Genomic DNA, 20,017 nt, shown 5'->3' with positions numbered 1-20,017 from the left:
TCGCGAAAGGGGGTCACGGGGCCGTGGATGACAGGGAGATCATCAGCTACTTCGATGGTCGCGCGACCTTCGACATTACGATCTCTAACGGTCGGGCCTGGGATGTGCCGAAGATTATCGATATGGCCTACGAGTTCGGCTATGCATTCAGGTTCGTCTACTACGGCCCGGGAATCCAGCGGCTTGTGTTCGAGCGTGACGACGGAGAGCATGGCCGTTCCAGGGCTTGGTGGTCCGTCAACCACTACCGTCAGTATGGGGTTTGGGGGCGCCCGCAACCGCGGGTCCCACTCCCTGTACACATGGGCCCCCGTATCGACCCGTTGGAAGCGGCCAAGGCGCGTTACGCCCTGGGCATGCTTCGGAACAAGGCATGGGGTCTGCGCGTGTCAGCAATTCTTGCTGCGCTGATCGCGATCGCTGTCTGGAGTTTTCGCGACAGGGCAGAGATTATCATCCCGATCTTGCTCGTCGGGGTCCCCTTCGTTCTCGTCGGAGCTCTCACGCCATGGTTGCCCAGTAAGCGTCTCAGGCTGCATCAGCAGACGGTGGAGACATTCGAACTGCAACAGGCGGTTGAGCGGGGATTCATCCCTCCCCCGTCGCCTCATAACGAAGATTGAGTGCGAATCCATGGCATTGATGACCTTTGAGGTTCCTGCGGGCTACGGTCAGATTCCTGTTGGGTTGACTCTGGCCCAGGCCCGCGAGTTCATGACCGCCCCTGCTGCTGCGATGGGAGTGGCGGGCGACGCAGCGGAGAACCAAACGGTTCAGCTGCAGCAGTGGTCTACCGCGTTGCAAGCGCTCGGTGCCATGTACGCGGGGGCGTACTGGCCGGGGGAGGGGGACCAGTCGCGGTTCGGCGTTCTGCTCGTGGCTGCTCAGCCTCTCGCCTACGGTGACGCTCACCTCGCCTCGCGCGGACTCCCGCATGCTCTGCGCGGTCCCGAGGACGATGCGATAGCCGCCAAGCCGTTCGACTTACCCTGTGGACCGGCGTCCGTCTTCGCACGGCAGATCGGCCTGCCGGCGGAGGGGGAGCGGTCCGCCGCTGAGGGGGGTGCTGTGGTGCCGGTCGGTGAACTCCAAGCGTTCGTACCGGTGCCCCGGGAGTTGTCGGCCGGCCGCGAGGAGATGGTCGTGGTCGCTGTCCAGACGCCGGATCTGGACCACTGGGACATGTACGCGCAGCACCTCGTGCTCCTGTTGAAGAGCATCCAGTTCGACGAGGAGCCCAGGAACGACTGAGGGACGTGGGCAGCCCCGCTTCTGCGGTGGAGCGCGGAAAAGCGTTTGAGTGGGGTGGTGTTGGGGGCTAACGTGGGGGTGGACCGTGGAGTCGGCTTGTGGAGGTGAGACCCGTGAACGCAGTTATCCGTGGGTGCTCCCTCGATCCGTCACGGTCCGGCGGCTGACGTTCGGTGTCGCCAGGAGCGCCTGAGATCGAGGCACTCCTGGAGGGAGACGCCGATGGATGCGAAGCCTTTCCTCTTCGGCCTGAGCGGCAGCGCGGTGACGATCACGCGTGTCGCGGACAGGCACTGGCAGGCACTGGATGACGACCTGGTCGTCGGCAGCGGGTACGCGGAGTACCGGGCCGACGGCCGTTTGTTCGTCGGTATCGACGCCTGGCACCCGGACACTTTCGACCGCATCGCCCGGGCGATGCTGCCGGAGCTGCCCGCGCCGCTGTACACGGTGGTCGACGAGGCCGATGCCGCGATGACGGACGCCTGGCGGCGGGCCGGGTTCACCGTCGGGCGCCGCGAGTGGGAGTACGTCATGGCGACCGACCCGCGGGACACTGGGCTCGACGGCACGCTGCCGCCCGCCGGCGTGACGGTCGTTCCCGCCGGTGAGGCGGACGAGGGCCTGCTGCGGGCGGTGGACCGTACGATCCGGGACGAGGTCGAGGCGGCCGCCGGGTGGTGGCAGTCGATGCCCGCGGAGGTGATCATCCGCCCCGCGGGCGACACCGTCGTCGACCCGGCGAAGTACGCGGTGGCCGCCGCGCCGGACCGCTACCTCGGCCTGATCCGCGTGGTGACCGTGAACCGGTCCCGCGTCGGGCTCGTCGCGGTCCGGGCCGGCGAGCAGCGCCGCGGCATCGCGCGGGCGCTGCTCGCGCACGCGCTGGGGACGCTGCACCGCTCCGGGACCACCGCGGCCTGGACCGAGGTCCACGAGTCCAACCGGGCGGCCACGGCGCTGTTCGAGAGCATCGGGGCCCGGCCCGTGAGCAGCAACCTGGAGCTGGTCCGATGACGAAGGACAAGAACGTCATCGAGGCCGAGGGCCGGGTCGTCGAGTGCCTGCGCAGCGCCATGTTCACCGTGGAGCTGGAGAACGGCCACCGGGTGCTCGCGCACATCAGCGGAAAGATGCGCAAGCACTACATCAGGATCAACCTGGAGGACCGCGTGCTGGTGGAGCTGCCGCCGTACGACCTGGCGCGCGGCCGCATCGTGTTCCGGTACCGCAACTAGCGCGGTCACAGGGCCCCGGCCGCGGCGCTGCCGCCGCCGGGGCCCGGCTACGGTGCGGGGGAGCGACAGGGAAGGGGCACGGGGTGGAACTGGCCGGGGAGCTTCGACGGCCGCGGACCGTCGAGGACGCGGTGGCGCAGCAGCAGCGGTTGCGGGGGCTCGTACGGGCGGAGTCCGTGGGCGACGCGGCGCGCTGGCGCACGGCGGCCGGCGTCGACGTGGCGTACGACGACGACGCGGGGGTGTGCGCCGCTGCGGTTGCGGTGCTGGACGTGGCGAGTCTGGACGTCGTCGACGCGGTGACCGCCGTGTCGCGCATCGAGTTCCCGTACGTCCCGGGCCTGCTGGCGTTCCGCGAGATCCCCGCGGTCGCGGCGGCGCTGTCCCGGCTGGCCGGCGCGCCGGACGTGTTCGTCTGCGACGGCTACGGCGTCGCCCACCCCCGCCGTGTCGGCCTGGCGAGCCACCTGGGGGTGCTGACGGGGATTCCGGCGTTCGGCGTGGCCAAGAACCCCCTGTACTTCCGGTGCGACGAGCCGGAGGCCGAGCGGGGTTCGTCGACGCCGCTGCTCGACGGGGCGGAGGCGGTGGGGCGCGCTCTTCGTACGCAGCCGGGTGTGAAGCCGGTGTACGTGTCCGCGGGCCACCTGGTCGGGGTGGACGAGGCGTGCGCGGTCACGCTCGGCCTGGCGAGGCGGTACCGCCTCCCCGAGACGACGAGGGCCGCGGACCAACTGTGCCGCCGGGCGCTGGCGGAAGCGGGATAGACCGGGTCCGCGGCGTCCGGCGGGACTGCCCTGACGGCCTCGCGTTCGGTGTCGCGGGCGGTGCGGCCGGGTTCGACCGGGCGGGGCTGGAGCCGGTGACGGTACGCCCCGCAGCGCCGGTGGCGCGCCCTCGGCGTGGAGGCGGCGACCGTCACCGGCTCGGCCTGGCACTGCGCGGTGCACGCCGGGACCGCGGCGGAGCTGGAGCGGTGAACCTTCCAACTCCACCGCATCCTGCGCCGCTGCGCTCCCCACACCCGCCAGCTGGTCCGGGTGCCGGGTGCCGGGTGCCGGGGTGCGGGGGCGTGTCGCGCGGGGCGGGTTCGCCGCCGTTGGTGCCGGTGGAGTGGCAGTCCGTTCAATGGGCCGGATACGGGTACCGGCCTCGTTGATGCCGTGATCCGTCCAGGCCCTTCAGGTCCCCTCACACCCATCCAGGGGTATGTGCCTGCTCCTCCCGCAACCCGGACGGGCGCCCAGTGCCTTACTCCCAGACGGCCTTGAGCTGCGCCGAGAGCTCGTCCTCATTGATCGCATCCGCAGGCGCGCTCGTGCGGTACGGCTTGTCGAAATCGCTGAACGTCCAGACCACGCTTCCGGGTTCGCTGATCTTCAGCAGGTACGGCGGGCCCTCGGCCGCGACATGGACCTCCCACTGGTTCCTTCCCCGCGTAAAGGTGATCTTGGTGGTCGCGCGGCCGTTCAGGGTCCCGGCCTGCTCCTTCCGCTCGCCGCGATTCTTCGGGGCGAGGAACTTGTCTTCGAGACCAGAGCGCTGCTCTGTCCGATCGCACAGGGAATTGCGCGCCCTGGCGAACTCGTGCGGGGCGCGTTTCACCCAGCGGTCGCCCAAGTTCTCGATCATCTCCGACGGAAAATTCTCCACCCCGGCGGTTGCCCGCCGGAGCATCACCTCGCTCATGCGTGAATAGAGCGCCGAGTCGGTCAGCAGGAATTCCACACGGGCATTGCCCTTGGAAACTCCCATGTCGCACACCGTAGTGCCGTCGATGACGGCAGTTCGCAGCACCGCCGTCTCGCCTGTCACCTGCCGCTTCGTCGACGTCAGCGTGTCCGCCTCTTCGAAGGTCGCGTCCAACGCTTCTTCGATGGTTCTGTCCAGTGCCTCTTCGGAGGTCGCGTCCGACGCCGCTGCGGAGGCAGTGTTCATCGCCTCGTCAAGGAGCACGCCGTCGGCGCCGCTCCCGGTCCCGCAGCCGGCCAGCGCGATCGATAAGACGGCCGCTGCGAAGCAACCGGCGGCTCTGTGGCGGGATTTGCGGAATTCGCGGGCGAAGGCCCTCATGATCACTCCTGGGACGGGAAGCTCGGGGGGCGCTTCATCTTCCACCATGAAGTCGCGCCAGTCGCCGCGGGTACGTTCTCCGGCGGCCGATCCCGCCGAGTCCGGCGGCCGCCTCGCCCGGTATACGGCGCCGCCCCGGCGGCTTCCCGGATCTGGCTCCGGCCCTCCGGATGCCGCCCCGCCGACACGCCTCAGTGCCGGATCAGGCCGCCGACCGGGCCGGAGGCGATCTCGCCGTTCGGCTCCGGCCGTAGCCGGCCTCCGGTGAGGCGAACCCGGTGGAAAACGCCGACATTCTGGTGCTCAGGTCCGCCCGTGCCCGTACGCGGGGATCATCCGGGAGTCCGCACCCAGCAGGCTCTCGACCCCCGCGTCGCAACCGTCTTCTCGGCGGCCTCCCGGATCACGGCGTCGAACGGATCCGCGGTGTGCTTGACCCTGCCGCCGCAAGGCTCCGGTTGTTCTCGCCCGGCGGCGACACGTGCCGGGCGAGAAGGACCCGTCCGCCTTCGGCGCACACGGCGTACGCGGCCGGCCGCAATCTCATGTCAGCACCTTCCCGGGGACCCTGTCCGGGACGTGCGAGCGCGCGTGCGCCGTACACTCCTTCGATGCCTGCCTCCGGCGCGACTTCGCGGCGTGCCAGCGTCGAGACGCTCCTGACGGATCTCCATGCCGCACCCGTCCGGGTCACCGCCTGGGAGCGGCTGGAGCCCTGGGCGGTCGCGCGCGTGACGCTGCGCGGCGGGGCCGCGCCGCGGACGGCCGTCGTCAAGTGGGTACGCGACGGGCCGGGGGAGACCCGCACCGAGCCGGGGCGGTTGGATACCGAGGTGGCCGCGCTCCGGTTCCTCTCCGACGACCTCGGCCTCGCGCTCGCCCCGCGCGTCGTCGCCGCCGACCCCGCCGCCGGGATCGCCGTGCTGGAGGACCTGGCGCCGCGGGCCGCCCTCGACCGCCTGCTCCGCCGCGACGGCGCCGCCGGCCACGCCGGCCGGCTGGCCGCCTTCGCCCGCGCGCGGGGCGAACTCAGCGCGGTGACCGCCGGCCACGCGGACAGGTGGTTCGTACGACGTGCCGGGCCCACGGGCCCGGCGACGGTCGACGTGCCGCTGTTCGACCGGCTCCGGGACCGGGCGCCCGCGCAGGCCGCGGCGCTCGGCGTGCCCCTCGTCGGGCCGGTCGCGGCCGAACTCGGTGCGGCGATGGCCGAGTTGAGCGACCCCGGCCCGTTCGGTGCGCTCAGCAACGGCGACGCCGAGACCAACAACGTCCTCGTCCGCGAGTCCGGTCCCGCCGACGCCCGCCTCATCGACTTCGAGGCGGCCCGCTACACCCACGCCCTCCTCGACGCCGTCTGCCTGCACGTCCCCGGTCCGGGGTGGATGACCGTCGGCGACCCCGTCGCCGCCGGCCTCGCCGAGGACCACCGCCGGGCCCTCGCCCGCGGGGTGCCCGAGGCCGAGGACGACCGGCGGTACGGCTACGGCCTGGTGGCCGCCTGCCTGTTCTGGGCGATCGCCCGACTCCAGCGGTTCGGCACCCTCGACGCCCGCGCACCGGGCGACCGCAGCCGGCCCCAGCTCGTCGAGACGCTGGAGGCCGCGGCCCGTACCGCCGCGCACCACCGCGCCTTTCCCCACCTCGCCGGCTGGACCCGCCGCACCGCCGCCCTGCTGCGCCGCCGCTGGCCGGACGCGGACCTGGACTTCACCGACCCCGGAGCGTTCCCGCCGTACACGGCGCGCCTGCCCTGACGCGCCGGGCGGGGCCTCAGCGCGTCCGGGCGGGGCCTCAGCGTGCGCCCGTGCGGGACCGGTCGAAGTGCGCGCGGTACGCCGTGGGCGTGACGCCGACCTGGGCCGCCATGTGCTTGCGCAGCGAATCCGCGCTGCCCAGGCCGCTCTTCTCGGCCACCAGGTCCATCGGCAGCCCGGTGGTCTCCAGCAGCTCCCTGGCCCGGTGGACGCGCCGTTGCAGCAGCCACTGGAGCGGGCTCAGGCCCGTCTCGGCGCGGAAGCGGCGGGTCAGTGTCCGTACGCTCGTGCCGGCGTGGCGGGCCAGGTCCGTGAGCGTGAGCGGGAGATCGAGGCGTTCGAGTGCCCACGCGCGCGTGGGGGCGAGGGACGTGCCGCGTTCGGGCGGCAGCGGGGTCTCGATGAACTGCGACTGGCCGCCGGGCCGCACGGGAGGGACGACCGCGAGCCGCGCGACGGTGTGCGCGACCGCCGCACCGTAGTCGACCCCGACCAGGTGCAGGCACAGGTCGATCGCGGCCGCGGCGCCGGCGGAGGTGTAGATGCCGCCGTCCTCGACGAAGAGGAGGTCGGGCTGCACGTCGACGGCCGGAAAGCGGCTCGCGAGGTCGTCGGCGAGCCCCCAGTGGGTCGTCGCGCGGCGCCCGTCGAGCAGGCCGGCCTGCGCCAGGACGAACGCCCCCGTGCACAGGGACGCGATCCGCGCACCGCCGGCAGCCGCCTTCCGCAGCGCGTCCAGGACCTCCGCGGGCGCCTCCGCGCCCCCGCTGCCGACGGCGATCACCGTATCGGCGCCCTCCAGCGCCTCCAGGCCGTACGGCACGACGATGTCGGGCCCGCCGACGGTCCCCATCGGCCCGGGGCGGGCGGTGCACACGCGCACCTCGTACTGCGGGACGCTGTGGAAAACCATCAGCGGGATCGAGACGTCGAAGCTCAGCACGGGCGGCACGGCGACTGCGGCGATGCGGTGCATGGCCTGATCCTCCGGACACTTGGCATTCCGGCCAGTATCGTACGAGGCCGCGCGGCGGCACCGTCGTCCGTATGACAACTCATGTGATCGTGGGGCGCGGAGCGACCGCCTCGAAGACCGCGCTGCTGCTGGCCGCTGACGGCGAGCGGGTACGGATGGTCAGCCGGACCGGCGGCGGCCCCGACCACCCGCTCGTCGAGCGGATCGCCGCGGACGCGACGGACACCGACCGGCTCACCGAGCTGGCGGAGGGCGCGGACACGCTGTTCACCACCGCGGCCCCCGCGTACCACCGCTGGCCGGAGGAGTTCCCGGTCCTGTCGGCGTCGCTGCTGAGCGCGGTGCGGCGGACGGGGGCCGCGTACGTCATGCTCGGCAACCTCTACGCGTACGGACCGGTGACCGGCCCGTACACCCCGGACCTCCCGCTGGCCGCAACGGGCCCCAAGGGCCGCGCCAGGGCCCGGGTCTGGGAGGAGGCGGCGGCGTCGGGGGTGAAGGTGACCGAGGTCCGGGCCGCGCAGTTCTACGGCGCCGGGGCGTTCTCGGTGTTCAGCCTCATGGTGCAGGGACAGGTGCTGGGCGGCAGGCCGGCCCTGGTGCCGCAACCGCTCGACGTGCCGCACAGCTACTCGGCGATCGGCGACACCGCCCGCACGCTCGTCGCGGCGAGCCGCGCGGAGGGGGCGTACGGGCGCGCCTGGCACGCGCCGGCGTCGACGCTGTCCGTACGGGAACTGGCCACGCGGCTGGCGGCACTTGCCGGCGCACCGGAGCCGCGGATGGCGGAGATGACCGAGCGGGAGATATCGCTGCTCTCGCTCACGGAGCCTTTCTGGGCGGAGATGCACGAGGTGCTCGTGAAGCCCGGCCACCCGTTCGTCGTCGATTACTCGGAGACGGAGAAGGCCCTCGGGGTGGCGGCAACGGCGGTGGACGAGGTGCTGGGGGAGGTGGTGTGAAGGGCCACGCGAGCGGGCGCGCGAAGGCCCGCGCGGAGGCCCGCGCCGTGCCGTAAGCCCGGGGGCGGGGCGCCCGTCGGCGATGCCGGCATGGCCCCCTCCGGAGGGGGCCATGCCGGCAGGATGTCCGGCACTTCAGGGTGGGGCCGGCGGGGACTATCCCTTGATGAGTCCGTTGATCGCGATCGCGGCGAAGAACACCAGCACGATCTCGCTGATCACCCAGGAGTGGGAGTTCATCCAGTCGCGGATCCTCGGCAGGACGACGTCTGCCCGGCGCCCGAGGATGACGACGCACAGCGCGGGCATCGCGAGGAGCAGCAGGGTCAGCGCCACGAAGGGAAGGCACTGCCACCAGGGGTCGCCGCTGCGTTCGACGTGGAATCCGGCCGCCACCGAACTGGCGATGTCCGTCGGGAAGACGCCCATGAGCGCGAGGCCCATCAGAAGGGCGAACCTCGGCTCAGCCGTCTGCAGCTTGCCCATCCATTTCGGCGGCTGGGACTTTCCGCGGGTGAGGTATACGCGCACGATCAGGAACAGCATCAGCACCAGCACGATCCCGTCGATGCTGCGGTCGAAGGCCCCCTTGTGCCCGCTCGCCGAGTTGTCGACGCCTTTGGCGACGAAGTAGGCGACCGTCACCGTCGTGGTGACGGAGATCGCGGCGCCGAGGACGTAGGCGAGGGAATTCGCGGCCCAACGCCCGCTTGTCGCCAGGAAGAACGAGGTGACGATCTGTGGTCCCGCGATCATCACGAAAGCCAGTGGAAGAATTTCGCTGAAGCTCACGGCAGTCGTCATCCCCTCGGGAGCACGAAAATCTCGCCGAGAACCTACCACCGGCGACGGCTCCACCCCGGCTGACTCGATTCAGCCCGGCATTGATGTCATTTTCTGAAGGTCGCGGTGCACCTTTCACGGGCTGCCGGCCGGTGGTGGCGCCAACGCCACGCCGGGTTCTCGATCCCACCGATCTCCGCCCGGGGGTTCGCCGTGGGCCGACCCGTAGGGAATGTGATTGCCTCCGCGCCGTGCGCTGCGCATCCTGCGGGGATGCGCTTCTCCGTCAACATCCCGAACTTCGGCGACTTCGCCGACCCCCGCAACGTCGTGACCGTCGCGACCGCCGCCGAACAGGCCGGCTGGGACGGGCTCTTCGTCTGGGACCACGTCCTGCACCGACGCCACCTGGGCCGCCCCTTCGGCGACCCGTGGATGCTCCTGACCGCCGCCGCGCTGGCGACCGACCGCATCCGGCTGGGCACCCTGCTGACCCCCGTCCCCCGCTACCTCCCGCAGCAACTCGCCCGCCAGGTCGCCACCCTCGACCAGCTCAGCGGCGGCCGCGTGATCTTCGGCGCCGGACTGGGCGGTCCCATCGAGGACGAGTACCGCAGCTTCGGCGACACCGCCGAGCCGCGGGTGCTCGGGGAGCGGCTGGACGAGGGCCTGGAACTGCTCCAGAGCTTCTGGTCCGGAGAGCCGGTGACCCACCGAGGCCGGCACTACGAGGCCCATGACGTGACCCTCCTCCCCGCCACCGCCCAGCAGCCCCGCCCGCCGGTGTGGATCGGCGGCTTCTGGCCCCGCCGCCCGCCCATGCGGCGGGCGGCGCGGTGGGACGGCGCGGTGCCCTTGTTCGAGTCCGCCCGCCACGGATACGTACCGGATCTGGCGGAGGTACGGGATCTCTTCGCGTACGTACGCGAACACCGCGCGGCGGCCGGGGCTGAGGGCCCCTTCGAGTACGTACTCGGCGGCGCCACACCCCCGGACCCGGCGAAGGCGAGGGACATCGTGGGCCCACTGCGCGACGAGGGCGCCACGTGGTGGGACGAACGGCAGGTCCAGACGGGCCCGGAACTGGACAGCCTGCCGGCGGTACTGCGCCGGGTGGAGGCGGGTCCGCCGGTGGTCGAGTAGGGGGTGGAGGGGGTCGGCAGGGGTGGGGGAGTGGCGGGTTGGGGGGTCCGCCGACGGTTGAGTGGCGGGTTGCGGCGGGGGCGCCGGTGGTCGAGTGGGGGGTGAGGGGGCTGCGGTTGGTCGAGTGGGGGGTGGAGGCGGGTCCGGTGGTGGCGGGGGAGAGGGCCCGCCGGTGGCCGGTGGCCGGTGGCCGGTGGCCGGTCCGGTGGCGGGTGGCCGGTCCGGGGGCGATTGGCGGGTGCAGAGGGCGCCAGGGTGCGGAGAGTGCCGGGGGCGCGGGTCGGCCTGGGTTTGCGCCGCGGGGGTCTTCCGGCCTGGTTCTCCCCGGCCCCACTTCCCCCTCACACCCACCCAAGGGTATGCGCCTGCTCTGACAACGAGCCCGGGTCAGCGGCACGGTGGGCGGGTCTGACGCGCGCGTGGACCGGGTGCGGGGGGTCGGTTTCCCCGCGCCCCCCGATCTCCCCTCACGCCCGCCCAAGGGTATGCGCCTGCTCTGACAACGTACCCGGACAACCGGCACGGTGGACGGGTCTGACGTTTGCATGGACCGGCTGCGGGGGTTGCGGTGTCGGGGTGGGCGGTGGTGCGTGTGCCTGGGCCGTGTACGGGGGTGGGGCGAGGGGAGTGGCGGTGTCGTTGGGGCTCCCCCCGGGCCACCCCGCTCTTTCAGTGTGGGCCTGCGTCCGCCGTCAAGGGCGTTCCCTCCGCTTCGCTGCGGGAACGTCGCTGCGCGATGGGGCTTCGCCCCACCCTTGACTGCGGACTCCGGCCCGTGACAGACCGGCAGCTAAGGGTGGCCCAGGGGGAGCGGGCACCCGAACGCTGTGCCTACGGAGGCGGTGCCCTGCGGACGGGGAGGCGGACCACCGGTGCAGGGTCTGCCCGATCACCGAGGTGTCCCCGCGAACGGGGGCCGGGCTACCGGGAGTTGGGTCCGCCCGGTCGCTGAGGTGTCCCTGAGCCGGGGGTCGGGTCACCGGAGCCGGGCCTGTCCGATCGCCGAGTGCCGCGGACGCCGTGGGCCGGGTCACCGGAGCCGGGCCGCCCCCGACCGCCAAGTGCCGCGGATGGCCGTGGTCGGGTCACCGGAGCCGGGCCGGTTCCGATCGCCGGGATGCCGCGGCATGCTCGGGGTGGACCCCGACACCGGGCCTACCGCGATCGCCGGTGTCCCGGACGGCCGGGGGCGCATCGCTGGAGTCCGGCCCTCCCCCGATCGCGGATGCGCCCCGGCGGCCGGGGGCGGAGACCGGAGCCGGGCTCATCCCGTTCGCGTAGGCCCCGCTGGAGCAAGGGCCGGAACCCCGGTGCCGGGCCTGCCCGGTTGCCGTGGTGCCCGGCAGGTGGAGGCGGATCACCGGAGTGGGCCGGCCCACTCGCCACCGTTGCCGGAGGGCCGGGGCGGGGGCCGGCGTCTGGCGTCGCCCGGTTCGCGGTCATCGGGCGGGGTGGTTCCGGTGGATGCGTGTGGGTGGGCGAAAGGCTGGTTCCGTGGGGCTTTTGGGGTGGTTTTGGGGGCGGGTTGCCTTTAGTTTTTCCCGGTGGCACGCATCGCGGTCACTTCACGCCCCGAGTTCGGGGCTACGGGCCGCGCGTGTACCCCGCGTAGAGAAACTCGGGCTCCGGAGGCCGATTCGGGTCGGATTGCCGGGTGTTGCCGCGAGTTACGACCGGATTCCTCCGCTTGGGCGCCGGGTCACCTGGCGGCGGGTGGGCGTGAGTTCCGTGCATGTCGATGCGCAAAAGTCGATCCACGAGGGCGATTTGTCCCGGTCCTCGGGGGGTGCTTCCGTGAACTCGTACCGGTTTCCTCCGCTCGGGGGCGCGAATAGCGGCCCGTGTGCTTGGAGTCGGCTGGGTGCGCGTCGATGGGCGAAAGTCTGGCCGCCTGGGCGATTTGCACCGATCTGCAGGGACGCACTGCCGCAACTTCGCCCGTCGCGGCTCGCCCGGACGCGGTTTCGAGCCGAGTCGGGGGGCATCCGCAAGCGGGGCGGCCCCGCTGCGGTGGTGTCGGCCCCCGTCCACCGGGCACCGACCCGTAGGGCATTCAAGGGGTGCCGCTCCCCCCGGGCCACTCATAGCCGCCGGTCTTTCACACGCCGGGCGGAGGCCCGCACACTCAGGAGATGGGTGGCCCGGGGGGTGCCCATACGACACCGGTATCCCCGACGCCGCCCCCGCGCACCGGGGTGGTGCCGTCACAGCAGGTGGTCCGCCTTGCCGGCCTTGATGTCCCGGATCAGCGTGCGGAGGGCTTCGACGGAGTCGGTGATGCGGTCCTCTTCCCGGCCGGCCACGGCGATGTGCGCGTTGCCCTCCGCGTCCGTCCCTATGCGGAAGCACGCGTTACCTTCGCCGCAGAACGGCTCTTCCCACTCGATGGTGTGGCTCATGGTTACCTCGTTTCAGAGTTGGCGTGCGATCTTGTGAATGAAGTCGCGGGACTCGTCCGGCGGCAGGGCCGCGTCTTGCTGCCGGTCGAGCAGTGCTCGGTATTTCGCCAGTTGTCCGTCCGCGTGCAGGAAGTCCGGCCCGTGCGAGTTGTCGATCTGTACGGTGTCGAGTTGGGGAACCGGGCCCTCGGCGTAGAGGACGTTCTGCCCGGCTCCAGGGAAGGACCCGCGCTCGAACGGGATGACCCGGACGGTGACCTTCTCCCGGTCGGACATGTCGAGCAGGTGGTGCAACTGCGCGCGTGCGACCAGCCGACCGCCGAACTGCATGCGCAGGGCCGCTTCGTGTACGACTGCGACGTAGTCGGGCGGGTTCGTGCCGAGCAGTACCTGTTGACGCTTGGCACGGTGGGCGAGCCGGAGGCCGACCTCGTCGTCGGGCAAGGGCGGCATGACCTCGCGGAAGACGGCGAGGGCGTGGTCCGAGGTCTGCAGCAGGCCTGGGACGTGCACAGTCGTTCCGATGCACATCCGGCTGGCGTTTGCTTCCAACTCGGCGATGTCCAGTAGTCCGTGGGGGAGGCTGCCGCGATACCGCTCCCACCAGCCTTTCTCGCTCGGCTGAGCCATCGCGACCAGGGCTTCGACGTACTTCTCGTCCGTGCAGTGGCAGTTGCAGGCCAGAGTGCGCAGCCGATCGGGTGTGATGGTGCGCTGGCCGAACTCCATGTTGGAGATTTTGCCGCTGTCGACCCCCAGTAATCCGGCGGCGTACGTGGCAGACATGCCGGCTGAGGTGCGGATCTTCCGTACCTCGCTCCCCAAGCGCTTCTGCCGCTCAGTGGGCGTGTTCCTGGCAGCCATGGCCATCCCTTCGTGCGCGGGGCAGAACTTTTCGTGAGGCTAGCAATTTTGCCCCACGTGCGTCTACTCTCGGTTGCGCGCCAGGTACTCACAGCAACGCCGGAAGCGCACCGCGCGAGCATGCCCGCTCTCCCTGGGGCGGGCGTGCTCGCGCCCAGGGAGGCATGCCACCGGCACTTCAACGACCAACCCCCGGCCCAGGAGTCCGCCATGCCCCCACACCTCCCCACCTCAACCCCCGCCCCCGCCCCCACTCCACCCATCCCGCCCCTCCCCGTCCGCCGGACCTTCCCGGCCCACCCCCTCTCCGTCCCCCGTGCCCGTCGTGCCGTCCTCGATGCCCTGCCCCGTCCCCACCACCCCCGCCTCCGCGACGATCTCCAGCTCCTCGTCTCCGAGCTCGTCACCAACGCCGTACGCCACGGAGCCCACCCCGCCGACGACCACCTCGTCGAACTCCTCCTCTGGCCCGCCGACGGCCACTACTGGCTCGCCGTCTCCGACCCCGGCCCCGGCATCCCCGCCCCCTCGGCGACGCCACCCGACACCGCCGCCTGCGGCGGCCGCGGCCTCCTCCTTGTCGACGCACTCGCCGCCGCCTGGGGTGTCGTCCCCCGCCGCGTGCGCGGCAAAGCCGTCGTCGCCGGGCTTCCGTTCCCCGCCCCTGACTACGGACGGACCTGCGATGGATACTGACCGTAGGTATCCAGCCGAGGGGGGAACACACATGACGCGTGCCGAGATCCCGGGGAATCCCGAGCGGGAGCGGCGGTCCCTGGAAAGGCCCCCGAACAGGCCCACGGAGAGCCCCCACGAAAGGCCTCGGGACGTCGCCCGGCGCGCACCGCGTGCGTTAGCCGCCCGCGACGGCCTCCCCCTCCCCGCCCCCCGCGGCGAGGAGGTCGCCGCCCGGATCCATCCGCCCGGCGAGCTTCCCCTCGAAGAGATCGCCGGCCGTGAGGAGTGCTGGGCCATGCTCGGTCCCGATGTCCGGGCCCGGCTCCAGGCCCAGGCCGGCAGCATCCTGGAGTGGTGGGCCCGCCTCGATCACACCGGCCGCCCCCGCGCCGTCGTCCTCGGTCCCAACGCGCTCTGCAAGGCCGACCCCGTCAGCCGTGACGGCAGGCCGGAGCACGACATCAAGCGGGTCCAGCTGGAGGCGCGCGCCATGCGCCGGCAGTCCTTCGACACCTCCCGTACGCCCCCTGCCGCCCCCGCCCCGACCTCCCCCCGCGCGGCAGCGGGCGCCGCCCCCCGCCCCCTCCCCACCGTCGACCTCGGCCTCACCCCCGAGACCCTCGCCGTCCTCGGGAACTTCCCCGCCGCCGTGCAGGACTTCCTCCAGCGGCCCTTCCTGCACGGCGACGCCCGCGGCGTCGTCGCCGACTGGGACTACCAGGAGGCCACCGAGTTCAGCCACCGGGAGCTCTCGGTCCTCTTCGTTCTGTCCGCCGACCGCAACGTGACCTTCGCCTCGGGCGTACGCACCCTGCCGCGCGGGGGCTCTCCGCAGGACGCACACTGGGAAGTCGAGTGCTATCACGCACCCATACGGGTGCGGGGCCCGGCCGGCCGCTGAGGCCCCTCCGCCGCCTCCCGGCCGCTGAGGTCCCTCCGCCGCCTCCCGGCCGCTGAGGCCTCCCCGCCGCCCCTCCGCCGCCCTGCCGCAGTCCCTTGCGCCGCCTCCGCGCCGCCCCTCCGCCGCCCCTGCGCCGCCGCTCCGGGCCCGGCGTGGTATTTGCGCCGATTGGCGCGAGCCGAGCGCCGTATGGCACACTATCCGGGTTGCTCGGCTGAGCGTCGATGCTGCGCGCCTCCCGCCGGGAGGACCGGAAGCGAGTCCCACGTATTCGTCGCCCCTCATCAGGGGCGGAAGTACGGGAATCTTCCGGGAAGCGTCAGCGGGGTGCAGGCCAGGGCACTCGGTGGGATCCTCCCCCCTCTTCCTGCAAGGAAACTCCTGCGGACCGCGGGTCACCGTGGATGTCCGTAGGAGACATGCTTTCGCGGGGAGAAATGCGGGGAGGGTTGCGACACGCCCGACCGCGTGGGTCGGAGAACGGGTACGCAGCGCAGACCACCGGGCGCCGGAGCGCTACGAGAACAGGACTGCTGAGAAGCCATGGCGGGACAGAAGATCCGCATCCGGCTCAAGGCCTACGACCACGAGGTCATCGACTCCTCGGCGAAGAAGATCGTCGAGACGGTGACCCGCACTGGTGCGTCGGTCGCGGGCCCGGTGCCGCTGCCCACTGAGAAGAACGTGTACTGCGTCATCAAGTCGCCGCACAAGTACAAGGACTCGCGCGAGCACTTCGAGATGCGCACCCACAAGCGTCTGATCGACATCCTCGACCCGACCCCCAAGACCGTTGACTCGCTGATGCGCCTGGACCTTCCGGCCGGCGTCGACATCGAGATCAAGCTCTGAGAGGTCGCTGAGAGATGGCTAAGCAGATCAAGGGCGTCCTGGGCGAGAAGCTCGGCATGACCCAGGTCTGGGACGAGAACAACCGTGTCGTCCCCGTGACCGTGGTCAAGGCCGGCCCCTGTGTCGTCACCCAGGTACACACCGCAGACTCCGACGGCTACGACGCCGTCCAGATCGCCTTCGGCGAGATCGACCCGCGCAAGGTGAACAAGCCCCTCAAGGGCCACTTCGCCAAGGCCGACGTCACTCCCCGCCGCCACCTGGTGGAGATCCGCACCGCGGATGCCTCCGAGTACACCCTCGGCCAGGAGGTGACCGCCGAGACCTTCGAGGCCGGCGTAAAGGTCGACGTGACCGGCAAGAGCAAGGGCAAGGGCTTCGCCGGTGTCATGAAGCGGCACGGCTTCGCCGGCGGCAAGGCAAGCCACGGCGCCCACCGCGTGCACCGCAAGCCGGGCTCCATCGGTGGCTGCGCCACCCCGGGCCGCGTGTTCAAGGGCATGCGGATGGCCGGCCGGATGGGCAACCAGCGGGTCACCACCCAGAACCTGACCGTCCACGCCGTTGACGCGGAGAAGGGACTGCTGCTCATCAAGGGCGCCGTCCCCGGTCCGAACGGCGGCCTCGTCCTGGTCCGTAGCGCGGCCAAGGGGGCCTGAGGTAATGAGCACCGTTGACATCCTTTCGCCGGCGGGCGAGAAGGCCGGGACCGTCGAACTCCCCGCGGAGATCTTCGACGCGCAGGTCAGCATTCCGCTGATCCACCAGGTCGTCACCGCCCAGCTGGCCGCTGCCCGTCAGGGCACGCACAAAGTGAAGACCCGCGGCGAGGTCCGCGGCGGCGGCAAGAAGCCGTACCGCCAGAAGGGCACCGGCCGCGCCCGCCAGGGCTCGATCCGCGCCCCGCAGTTCGCGGGCGGCGGCGTCGTGCACGGCCCCGTGCCGCGCGACTACTCGCAGCGGACTCCGAAGAAGATGAAGGCCGCCGCCCTGCGCGGTGCCCTCTCGGACCGGGCGCGCCTCGGCCGGATCCACGTCGTCACCGGCGTGGTGGACGGCGAGGTCTCGACGAAGGCCGCCAAGACCCTCCTCGGCAAGGTCAGCGAGCGCAAGAACGTGCTGCTGGTCATCGAGCGGGACGACGACCTGTCGATGCTGTCGACCCGGAACCTGCCCGACGTGCACATCCTGGACGCCGGTCAGCTCAACACGTACGACGTGCTCGTCTCCGACGACGTGGTCTTCACGCAGGCCGCCTTCGAGCGGTTCGTGGCCGGCCCCGTCAAGGGCGGCAAGGCCGTGGCCGACGAGGTCGAGCTCCAGAAGGCTGAAGGGAGCGACGCCTGATGGTCGACATGGACAAGACCGAGGCCGAGGCCGCGGACGAGACGGCGACCGGGTTCACCGTCACCAGCAAGACCTACGACGACCCGCGCGACGTGCTGCTCAAGCCCGTCGTCTCGGAGAAGAGCTACGCGCTGCTCGACGAGAACAAGTACACGTTCATCGTCGACCCGCGGGCGAACAAGACGCAGATCCGGCAGGCCGTCGAGAAGGTCTTCCAGGTCAAGGTCATCGGGGTCAACACGATCAACCGCCAGGGCAAGCGCAAGCGCACCCGCACCGGCTACGGCAAGCGCGCCGACACCAAGCGCGCCATCGTGACCGTGGCCGAGGGCGAGCGCATCGACATCTTCGGCGGCCCGGTCTCCTGACGGAGACCGACAAGGCTGTCCGTCACGGACGAGGACTGAAGAAATGGGTATCCGCAAGTACAAGCCGACGACTCCTGGCCGTCGTGGCGCCAGCGTCGCCGACTTCGTCGAGGTAACGCGGTCCACGCCGGAGAAGTCGCTGGTCCGCCCGCTGCACAGCAAGGGCGGCCGAAACAATTCCGGTCAAGTGACCGCCCGCCACCAGGGCGGTGGGCACAAGCGCGCCTTCCGCGTGATCGACTTCCGTCGGCACGACAAGGACGGCGTCCCCGCCAAGGTCGCGCACATCGAGTACGACCCCAACCGCACCGCTCGCATCGCGCTGCTGCACTACGCGGACGGCGAGAAGCGCTACATCCTCGCGCCGGCCGGCCTGAAGCAGGGCGACCGGATCGAGAACGGCGCCGGCGCGGACATCAAGCCGGGCAACGCGATGCCGCTGCGCAACATCCCGGTCGGTACGGTCATCCACGCCATCGAGCTGAACCCCGGCGGCGGCGCGAAGTTCGCCCGCTCCGCCGGTGCGCACGTGCAGCTCCTGGCGAAGGAGGGCCGCATGGCCCACCTGCGGATGCCGTCCGGCGAGATCCGGCTGGTCGACATCCGCTGCCGCGCCACGGTCGGCGAGGTCGGCAATGCCGAGCAGTCGAACATCAACTGGGGCAAGGCCGGCCGCATGCGCTGGAAGGGCGTGCGCCCGACCGTCCGCGGTGTCGTGATGAACCCGATCGACCACCCGCACGGCGGTGGCGAGGGCAGGACCTCCGGTGGTCGCCACCCGGTCTCGCCCTGGGGCCAGAAGGAAGGCCGTACGCGCTCGCCGAAGAAGGCGAGCAACAAGTACATCGTCCGCCGCCGCAAGACGAACAAGAAGCGCTAGGAGCGGGTGGAGTAGAGATGCCGCGCAGTCTGAAGAAGGGGCCCTTCGTCGACGACCACCTCATCAAGAAGGTGGACACGCAGAACGAAGCAGGCACCAAGAACGTCATCAAGACCTGGTCCCGCCGCTCGATGATCATCCCGGCCATGCTGGGTCACACGATCGCGGTGCACGACGGCAAGAAGCACGTCCCGGTGTTCGTCACCGAGTCGATGGTCGGGCACAAGCTCGGCGAGTTCGCGCCTACCCGCACCTTCAAGGGCCACGTCAAGGACGACCGCAAGTCGCGTCGTCGCTGACCTGCGGAGTGCGAAGACCATGACTCACATTGAAGGGACAACCATGGAAGCCAGGGCCTCCGCGCGCTATGTGCGCGTCACGCCCATGAAGGCCCGCCGTGTGGTGGACCTCATCCGTGGCATGAATGCCACGGAGGCTCAGGCGGTCCTGCGTTTCGCCCCGCAGGCCGCGAGCTTGCCCGTCGGCAAGGTGCTGGACAGCGCCATCGCCAACGCGGCGCACAACTACGACCACACCGACGTCGACAGCCTCTTCGTCAAGGAGGCGTACGTCGACGAGGGCCCGACCTGGAAGCGGTTCCGGCCCCGCGCGCAGGGCCGGGCGTACCGGATCCGCAAGCGCACCAGCCACATCACGCTGGTCGTCGGCAGCAAGGAAGGGACCCGGTAATGGGCCAGAAGGTAAACCCGCACGGGTTCCGGCTTGGCATCACCACCGACTTCAAGTCGCGCTGGTATGCCGACAAGCTGTACAAGGACTACATCAAGGAAGACGTCGCCATCCGCCGGATGATGACGAAGGGCATGGAGCGCGCCGGCATCTCCAAGGTGGAGATCGAGCGCACCCGTGACCGCGTCCGCGTCGACATCCACACCGCCCGGCCGGGCATCGTCATCGGCCGCCGCGGCGCGGAGGCCGACCGCATCCGCGGCGAGCTGGAGAAGCTCACCGGCAAGCAGGTGCAGCTGAACATCCTCGAGGTCAAGAACCCCGAGACCGACGCGCAGCTCGTGGCCCAGGCCGTCGCCGAGCAGCTCTCCTCGCGTGTCTCCTTCCGCCGGGCCATGCGCAAGAGCATGCAGTCCTCGATGAAGGCGGGCGCGAAGGGCATCAAGATCCAGTGCGGCGGGCGGCTCGGCGGCGCCGAGATGTCCCGCTCGGAGTTCTACCGCGAGGGCCGGGTTCCCCTGCACACCCTGCGCGCCAACGTCGACTACGGCTTCTTCGAGGCCCGTACGACCTTCGGCCGCATCGGTGTGAAGGTCTGGATCTACAAGGGCGACGTGAAGAACATCGCCGAGGTCCGCGCCGAGAACGCCGCGGCCCGCGCCGGCAACCGCCCGTCCCGTGGGGGCGGCGGTGGCGGTGGCGACCGTCCGCGTCGCGGCGGTGAGCGCGGTGGCCGTGGCCGTCGTCCGCAGCGCGAGCAGCAGCAGGCTCCGGCTGCCGAGGCCCCCCGGGCCGAGGCCGCGAGCACCGCTGCCGCCCCCGCCGCTGCCGAAAGCACCGGAACGGAGGGCTGAC

23 protein-coding genes and 1 pseudogene are annotated in these 20,017 nt (G+C 71.2%); 18 read left to right on the top strand and 6 right to left on the bottom strand.

Annotated features, from left to right (window positions below; all coding sequences use genetic code 11):
* Positions 1 to 23 precede the first annotated feature (23 nt).
* From LG396_RS30645 to LG396_RS30625, 5 genes are all read left to right on the top strand, one after another.
* Entirely contained in the window at positions 24 to 623 is a 600-nt protein-coding gene (locus tag LG396_RS30645; RefSeq protein WP_225797240.1) for a hypothetical protein, read from the top strand.
* A 10-nt stretch (positions 624 to 633) separates the two neighbouring features.
* Positions 634 to 1,251 carry a hypothetical protein gene (locus tag LG396_RS30640; RefSeq protein ID WP_225797239.1) on the top strand — a complete coding sequence of 206 codons (618 nt, stop codon included), beginning with the start codon at positions 634 to 636 and terminating at the stop codon, positions 1,249 to 1,251.
* Between the two features lie 222 nt (positions 1,252 to 1,473).
* On the top strand, positions 1,474 to 2,268 hold the full coding sequence (locus tag LG396_RS30635; protein WP_225797238.1) for a GNAT family N-acetyltransferase: 795 nt from the start codon (positions 1,474 to 1,476) through the stop codon (positions 2,266 to 2,268).
* Entirely contained in the window at positions 2,265 to 2,489 is a 225-nt protein-coding gene (infA, locus tag LG396_RS30630; protein WP_018834859.1) for a translation initiation factor IF-1, read from the top strand. The genes LG396_RS30635 and infA overlap by 4 nt, the downstream gene beginning before the upstream one ends.
* Before the next feature lie 83 nt (positions 2,490 to 2,572).
* Entirely contained in the window at positions 2,573 to 3,256 is a 684-nt protein-coding gene (locus LG396_RS30625; protein ID WP_225797237.1) for an endonuclease V, read from the top strand.
* A gap of 484 nt (positions 3,257 to 3,740) precedes the next feature.
* Here the strand turns inward: LG396_RS30625 and LG396_RS30620 are convergent, their stop codons facing one another.
* Positions 3,741 to 4,562, bottom strand: a complete 822-nt coding sequence (locus LG396_RS30620) for a hypothetical protein (RefSeq protein WP_225797236.1) — start codon at positions 4,560 to 4,562, stop codon at positions 3,741 to 3,743.
* A 224-nt stretch (positions 4,563 to 4,786) separates the two neighbouring features.
* Positions 4,787 to 5,109: pseudogene (locus tag LG396_RS30615) on the bottom strand (NUDIX hydrolase); the annotation flags it as partial.
* Between the two features lie 64 nt (positions 5,110 to 5,173).
* Here LG396_RS30615 and LG396_RS30610 point away from each other — a divergent pair.
* A complete protein-coding gene (locus LG396_RS30610; RefSeq protein WP_225797235.1) occupies positions 5,174 to 6,319 on the top strand; it encodes a phosphotransferase in 1,146 nt (381 codons plus the stop codon).
* 37 nt (positions 6,320 to 6,356) lie between these two features.
* On the opposite strand, the gene LG396_RS30605 is transcribed toward LG396_RS30610, so the two are convergent.
* A complete protein-coding gene (locus LG396_RS30605; protein WP_225797234.1) occupies positions 6,357 to 7,295 on the bottom strand; it encodes a GlxA family transcriptional regulator in 939 nt (312 codons plus the stop codon).
* Positions 7,296 to 7,366: 71 nt separating this feature from the next.
* On the opposite strand from LG396_RS30605, the gene LG396_RS30600 reads away from it, so the two are divergent.
* Positions 7,367 to 8,257, top strand: coding sequence for an NAD-dependent epimerase/dehydratase family protein (locus tag LG396_RS30600; RefSeq protein ID WP_225797233.1), 891 nt, complete (start codon positions 7,367 to 7,369; stop codon positions 8,255 to 8,257).
* Between the two features lie 156 nt (positions 8,258 to 8,413).
* On the opposite strand, the gene LG396_RS30595 is transcribed toward LG396_RS30600, so the two are convergent.
* Entirely contained in the window at positions 8,414 to 9,061 is a 648-nt protein-coding gene (locus tag LG396_RS30595) for a GAP family protein (RefSeq protein WP_225797232.1), read from the bottom strand.
* Between the two features lie 252 nt (positions 9,062 to 9,313).
* Here LG396_RS30595 and LG396_RS30590 point away from each other — a divergent pair, with 252 nt between their 5' ends.
* Complete coding sequence (locus tag LG396_RS30590) at positions 9,314 to 10,183, top strand: LLM class flavin-dependent oxidoreductase (protein WP_018853452.1); 870 nt, start codon at positions 9,314 to 9,316, stop codon at positions 10,181 to 10,183.
* Between the two features lie 2,204 nt (positions 10,184 to 12,387).
* Here LG396_RS30590 and LG396_RS30585 read toward each other — a convergent pair.
* Positions 12,388 to 12,582 (bottom strand): hypothetical protein, encoded by a 195-nt coding sequence (locus LG396_RS30585; RefSeq protein ID WP_225797231.1) that lies wholly within the window; start codon positions 12,580 to 12,582, stop codon positions 12,388 to 12,390.
* Between the two features lie 12 nt (positions 12,583 to 12,594).
* Entirely contained in the window at positions 12,595 to 13,446 is an 852-nt protein-coding gene (locus LG396_RS30580) for a helix-turn-helix domain-containing protein (RefSeq protein ID WP_225797230.1), read from the bottom strand.
* Positions 13,447 to 13,656: 210 nt separating this feature from the next.
* Between LG396_RS30580 and LG396_RS30575 the strand changes: the two genes are divergently transcribed.
* From LG396_RS30575 to rpsC, 10 genes are all read left to right on the top strand, one after another.
* Positions 13,657 to 14,142: an ATP-binding protein gene (locus tag LG396_RS30575; protein ID WP_225797229.1), complete on the top strand. Its 486-nt coding sequence runs from the start codon at positions 13,657 to 13,659 to the stop codon at positions 14,140 to 14,142.
* Between the two features lie 277 nt (positions 14,143 to 14,419).
* A complete protein-coding gene (locus LG396_RS30570; protein WP_225797228.1) occupies positions 14,420 to 15,025 on the top strand; it encodes a hypothetical protein in 606 nt (201 codons plus the stop codon).
* 543 nt (positions 15,026 to 15,568) lie between these two features.
* The gene (rpsJ, locus tag LG396_RS30565; RefSeq protein ID WP_003948644.1) at positions 15,569 to 15,877 is read left to right on the top strand and encodes a 30S ribosomal protein S10; all 309 of its coding nucleotides are present in this window, start codon (positions 15,569 to 15,571) and stop codon (positions 15,875 to 15,877) included.
* A 14-nt stretch (positions 15,878 to 15,891) separates the two neighbouring features.
* Positions 15,892 to 16,536 carry a 50S ribosomal protein L3 gene (rplC, locus tag LG396_RS30560; protein WP_018834848.1) on the top strand — a complete coding sequence of 215 codons (645 nt, stop codon included), beginning with the start codon at positions 15,892 to 15,894 and terminating at the stop codon, positions 16,534 to 16,536.
* 4 nt (positions 16,537 to 16,540) lie between these two features.
* Positions 16,541 to 17,224 (top strand): 50S ribosomal protein L4, encoded by a 684-nt coding sequence (rplD, locus tag LG396_RS30555; RefSeq protein WP_018834847.1) that lies wholly within the window; start codon positions 16,541 to 16,543, stop codon positions 17,222 to 17,224.
* Complete coding sequence (rplW, locus tag LG396_RS30550) at positions 17,224 to 17,592, top strand: 50S ribosomal protein L23 (protein ID WP_018834846.1); 369 nt, start codon at positions 17,224 to 17,226, stop codon at positions 17,590 to 17,592. Before rplD ends, rplW begins: the two co-directional genes overlap by 1 nt.
* Before the next feature lie 43 nt (positions 17,593 to 17,635).
* A complete protein-coding gene (gene rplB / locus LG396_RS30545; protein ID WP_026276085.1) occupies positions 17,636 to 18,472 on the top strand; it encodes a 50S ribosomal protein L2 in 837 nt (278 codons plus the stop codon).
* A 17-nt stretch (positions 18,473 to 18,489) separates the two neighbouring features.
* Positions 18,490 to 18,771: a 30S ribosomal protein S19 gene (rpsS, locus tag LG396_RS30540; protein ID WP_018834844.1), complete on the top strand. Its 282-nt coding sequence runs from the start codon at positions 18,490 to 18,492 to the stop codon at positions 18,769 to 18,771.
* 43 nt (positions 18,772 to 18,814) lie between these two features.
* Positions 18,815 to 19,162 (top strand): 50S ribosomal protein L22, encoded by a 348-nt coding sequence (gene rplV, locus LG396_RS30535; protein WP_018834843.1) that lies wholly within the window; start codon positions 18,815 to 18,817, stop codon positions 19,160 to 19,162.
* Positions 19,162 to 20,016 (top strand): 30S ribosomal protein S3, encoded by an 855-nt coding sequence (rpsC, locus tag LG396_RS30530; RefSeq protein ID WP_018834842.1) that lies wholly within the window; start codon positions 19,162 to 19,164, stop codon positions 20,014 to 20,016. Before rplV ends, rpsC begins: the two co-directional genes overlap by 1 nt.
* The last annotated feature ends 1 nt before the right edge of the window (position 20,017 follow it).

It is taken from the genome of Streptomyces aculeolatus, assembly GCF_020400605.1.
Lineage (GTDB): Bacteria > Actinomycetota > Actinomycetes > Streptomycetales > Streptomycetaceae > Streptomyces > Streptomyces aculeolatus.
The sequence above is the reverse complement of the archived record's forward strand: the minus strand, read 5'-3'. Positions and strand labels throughout refer to the sequence as shown.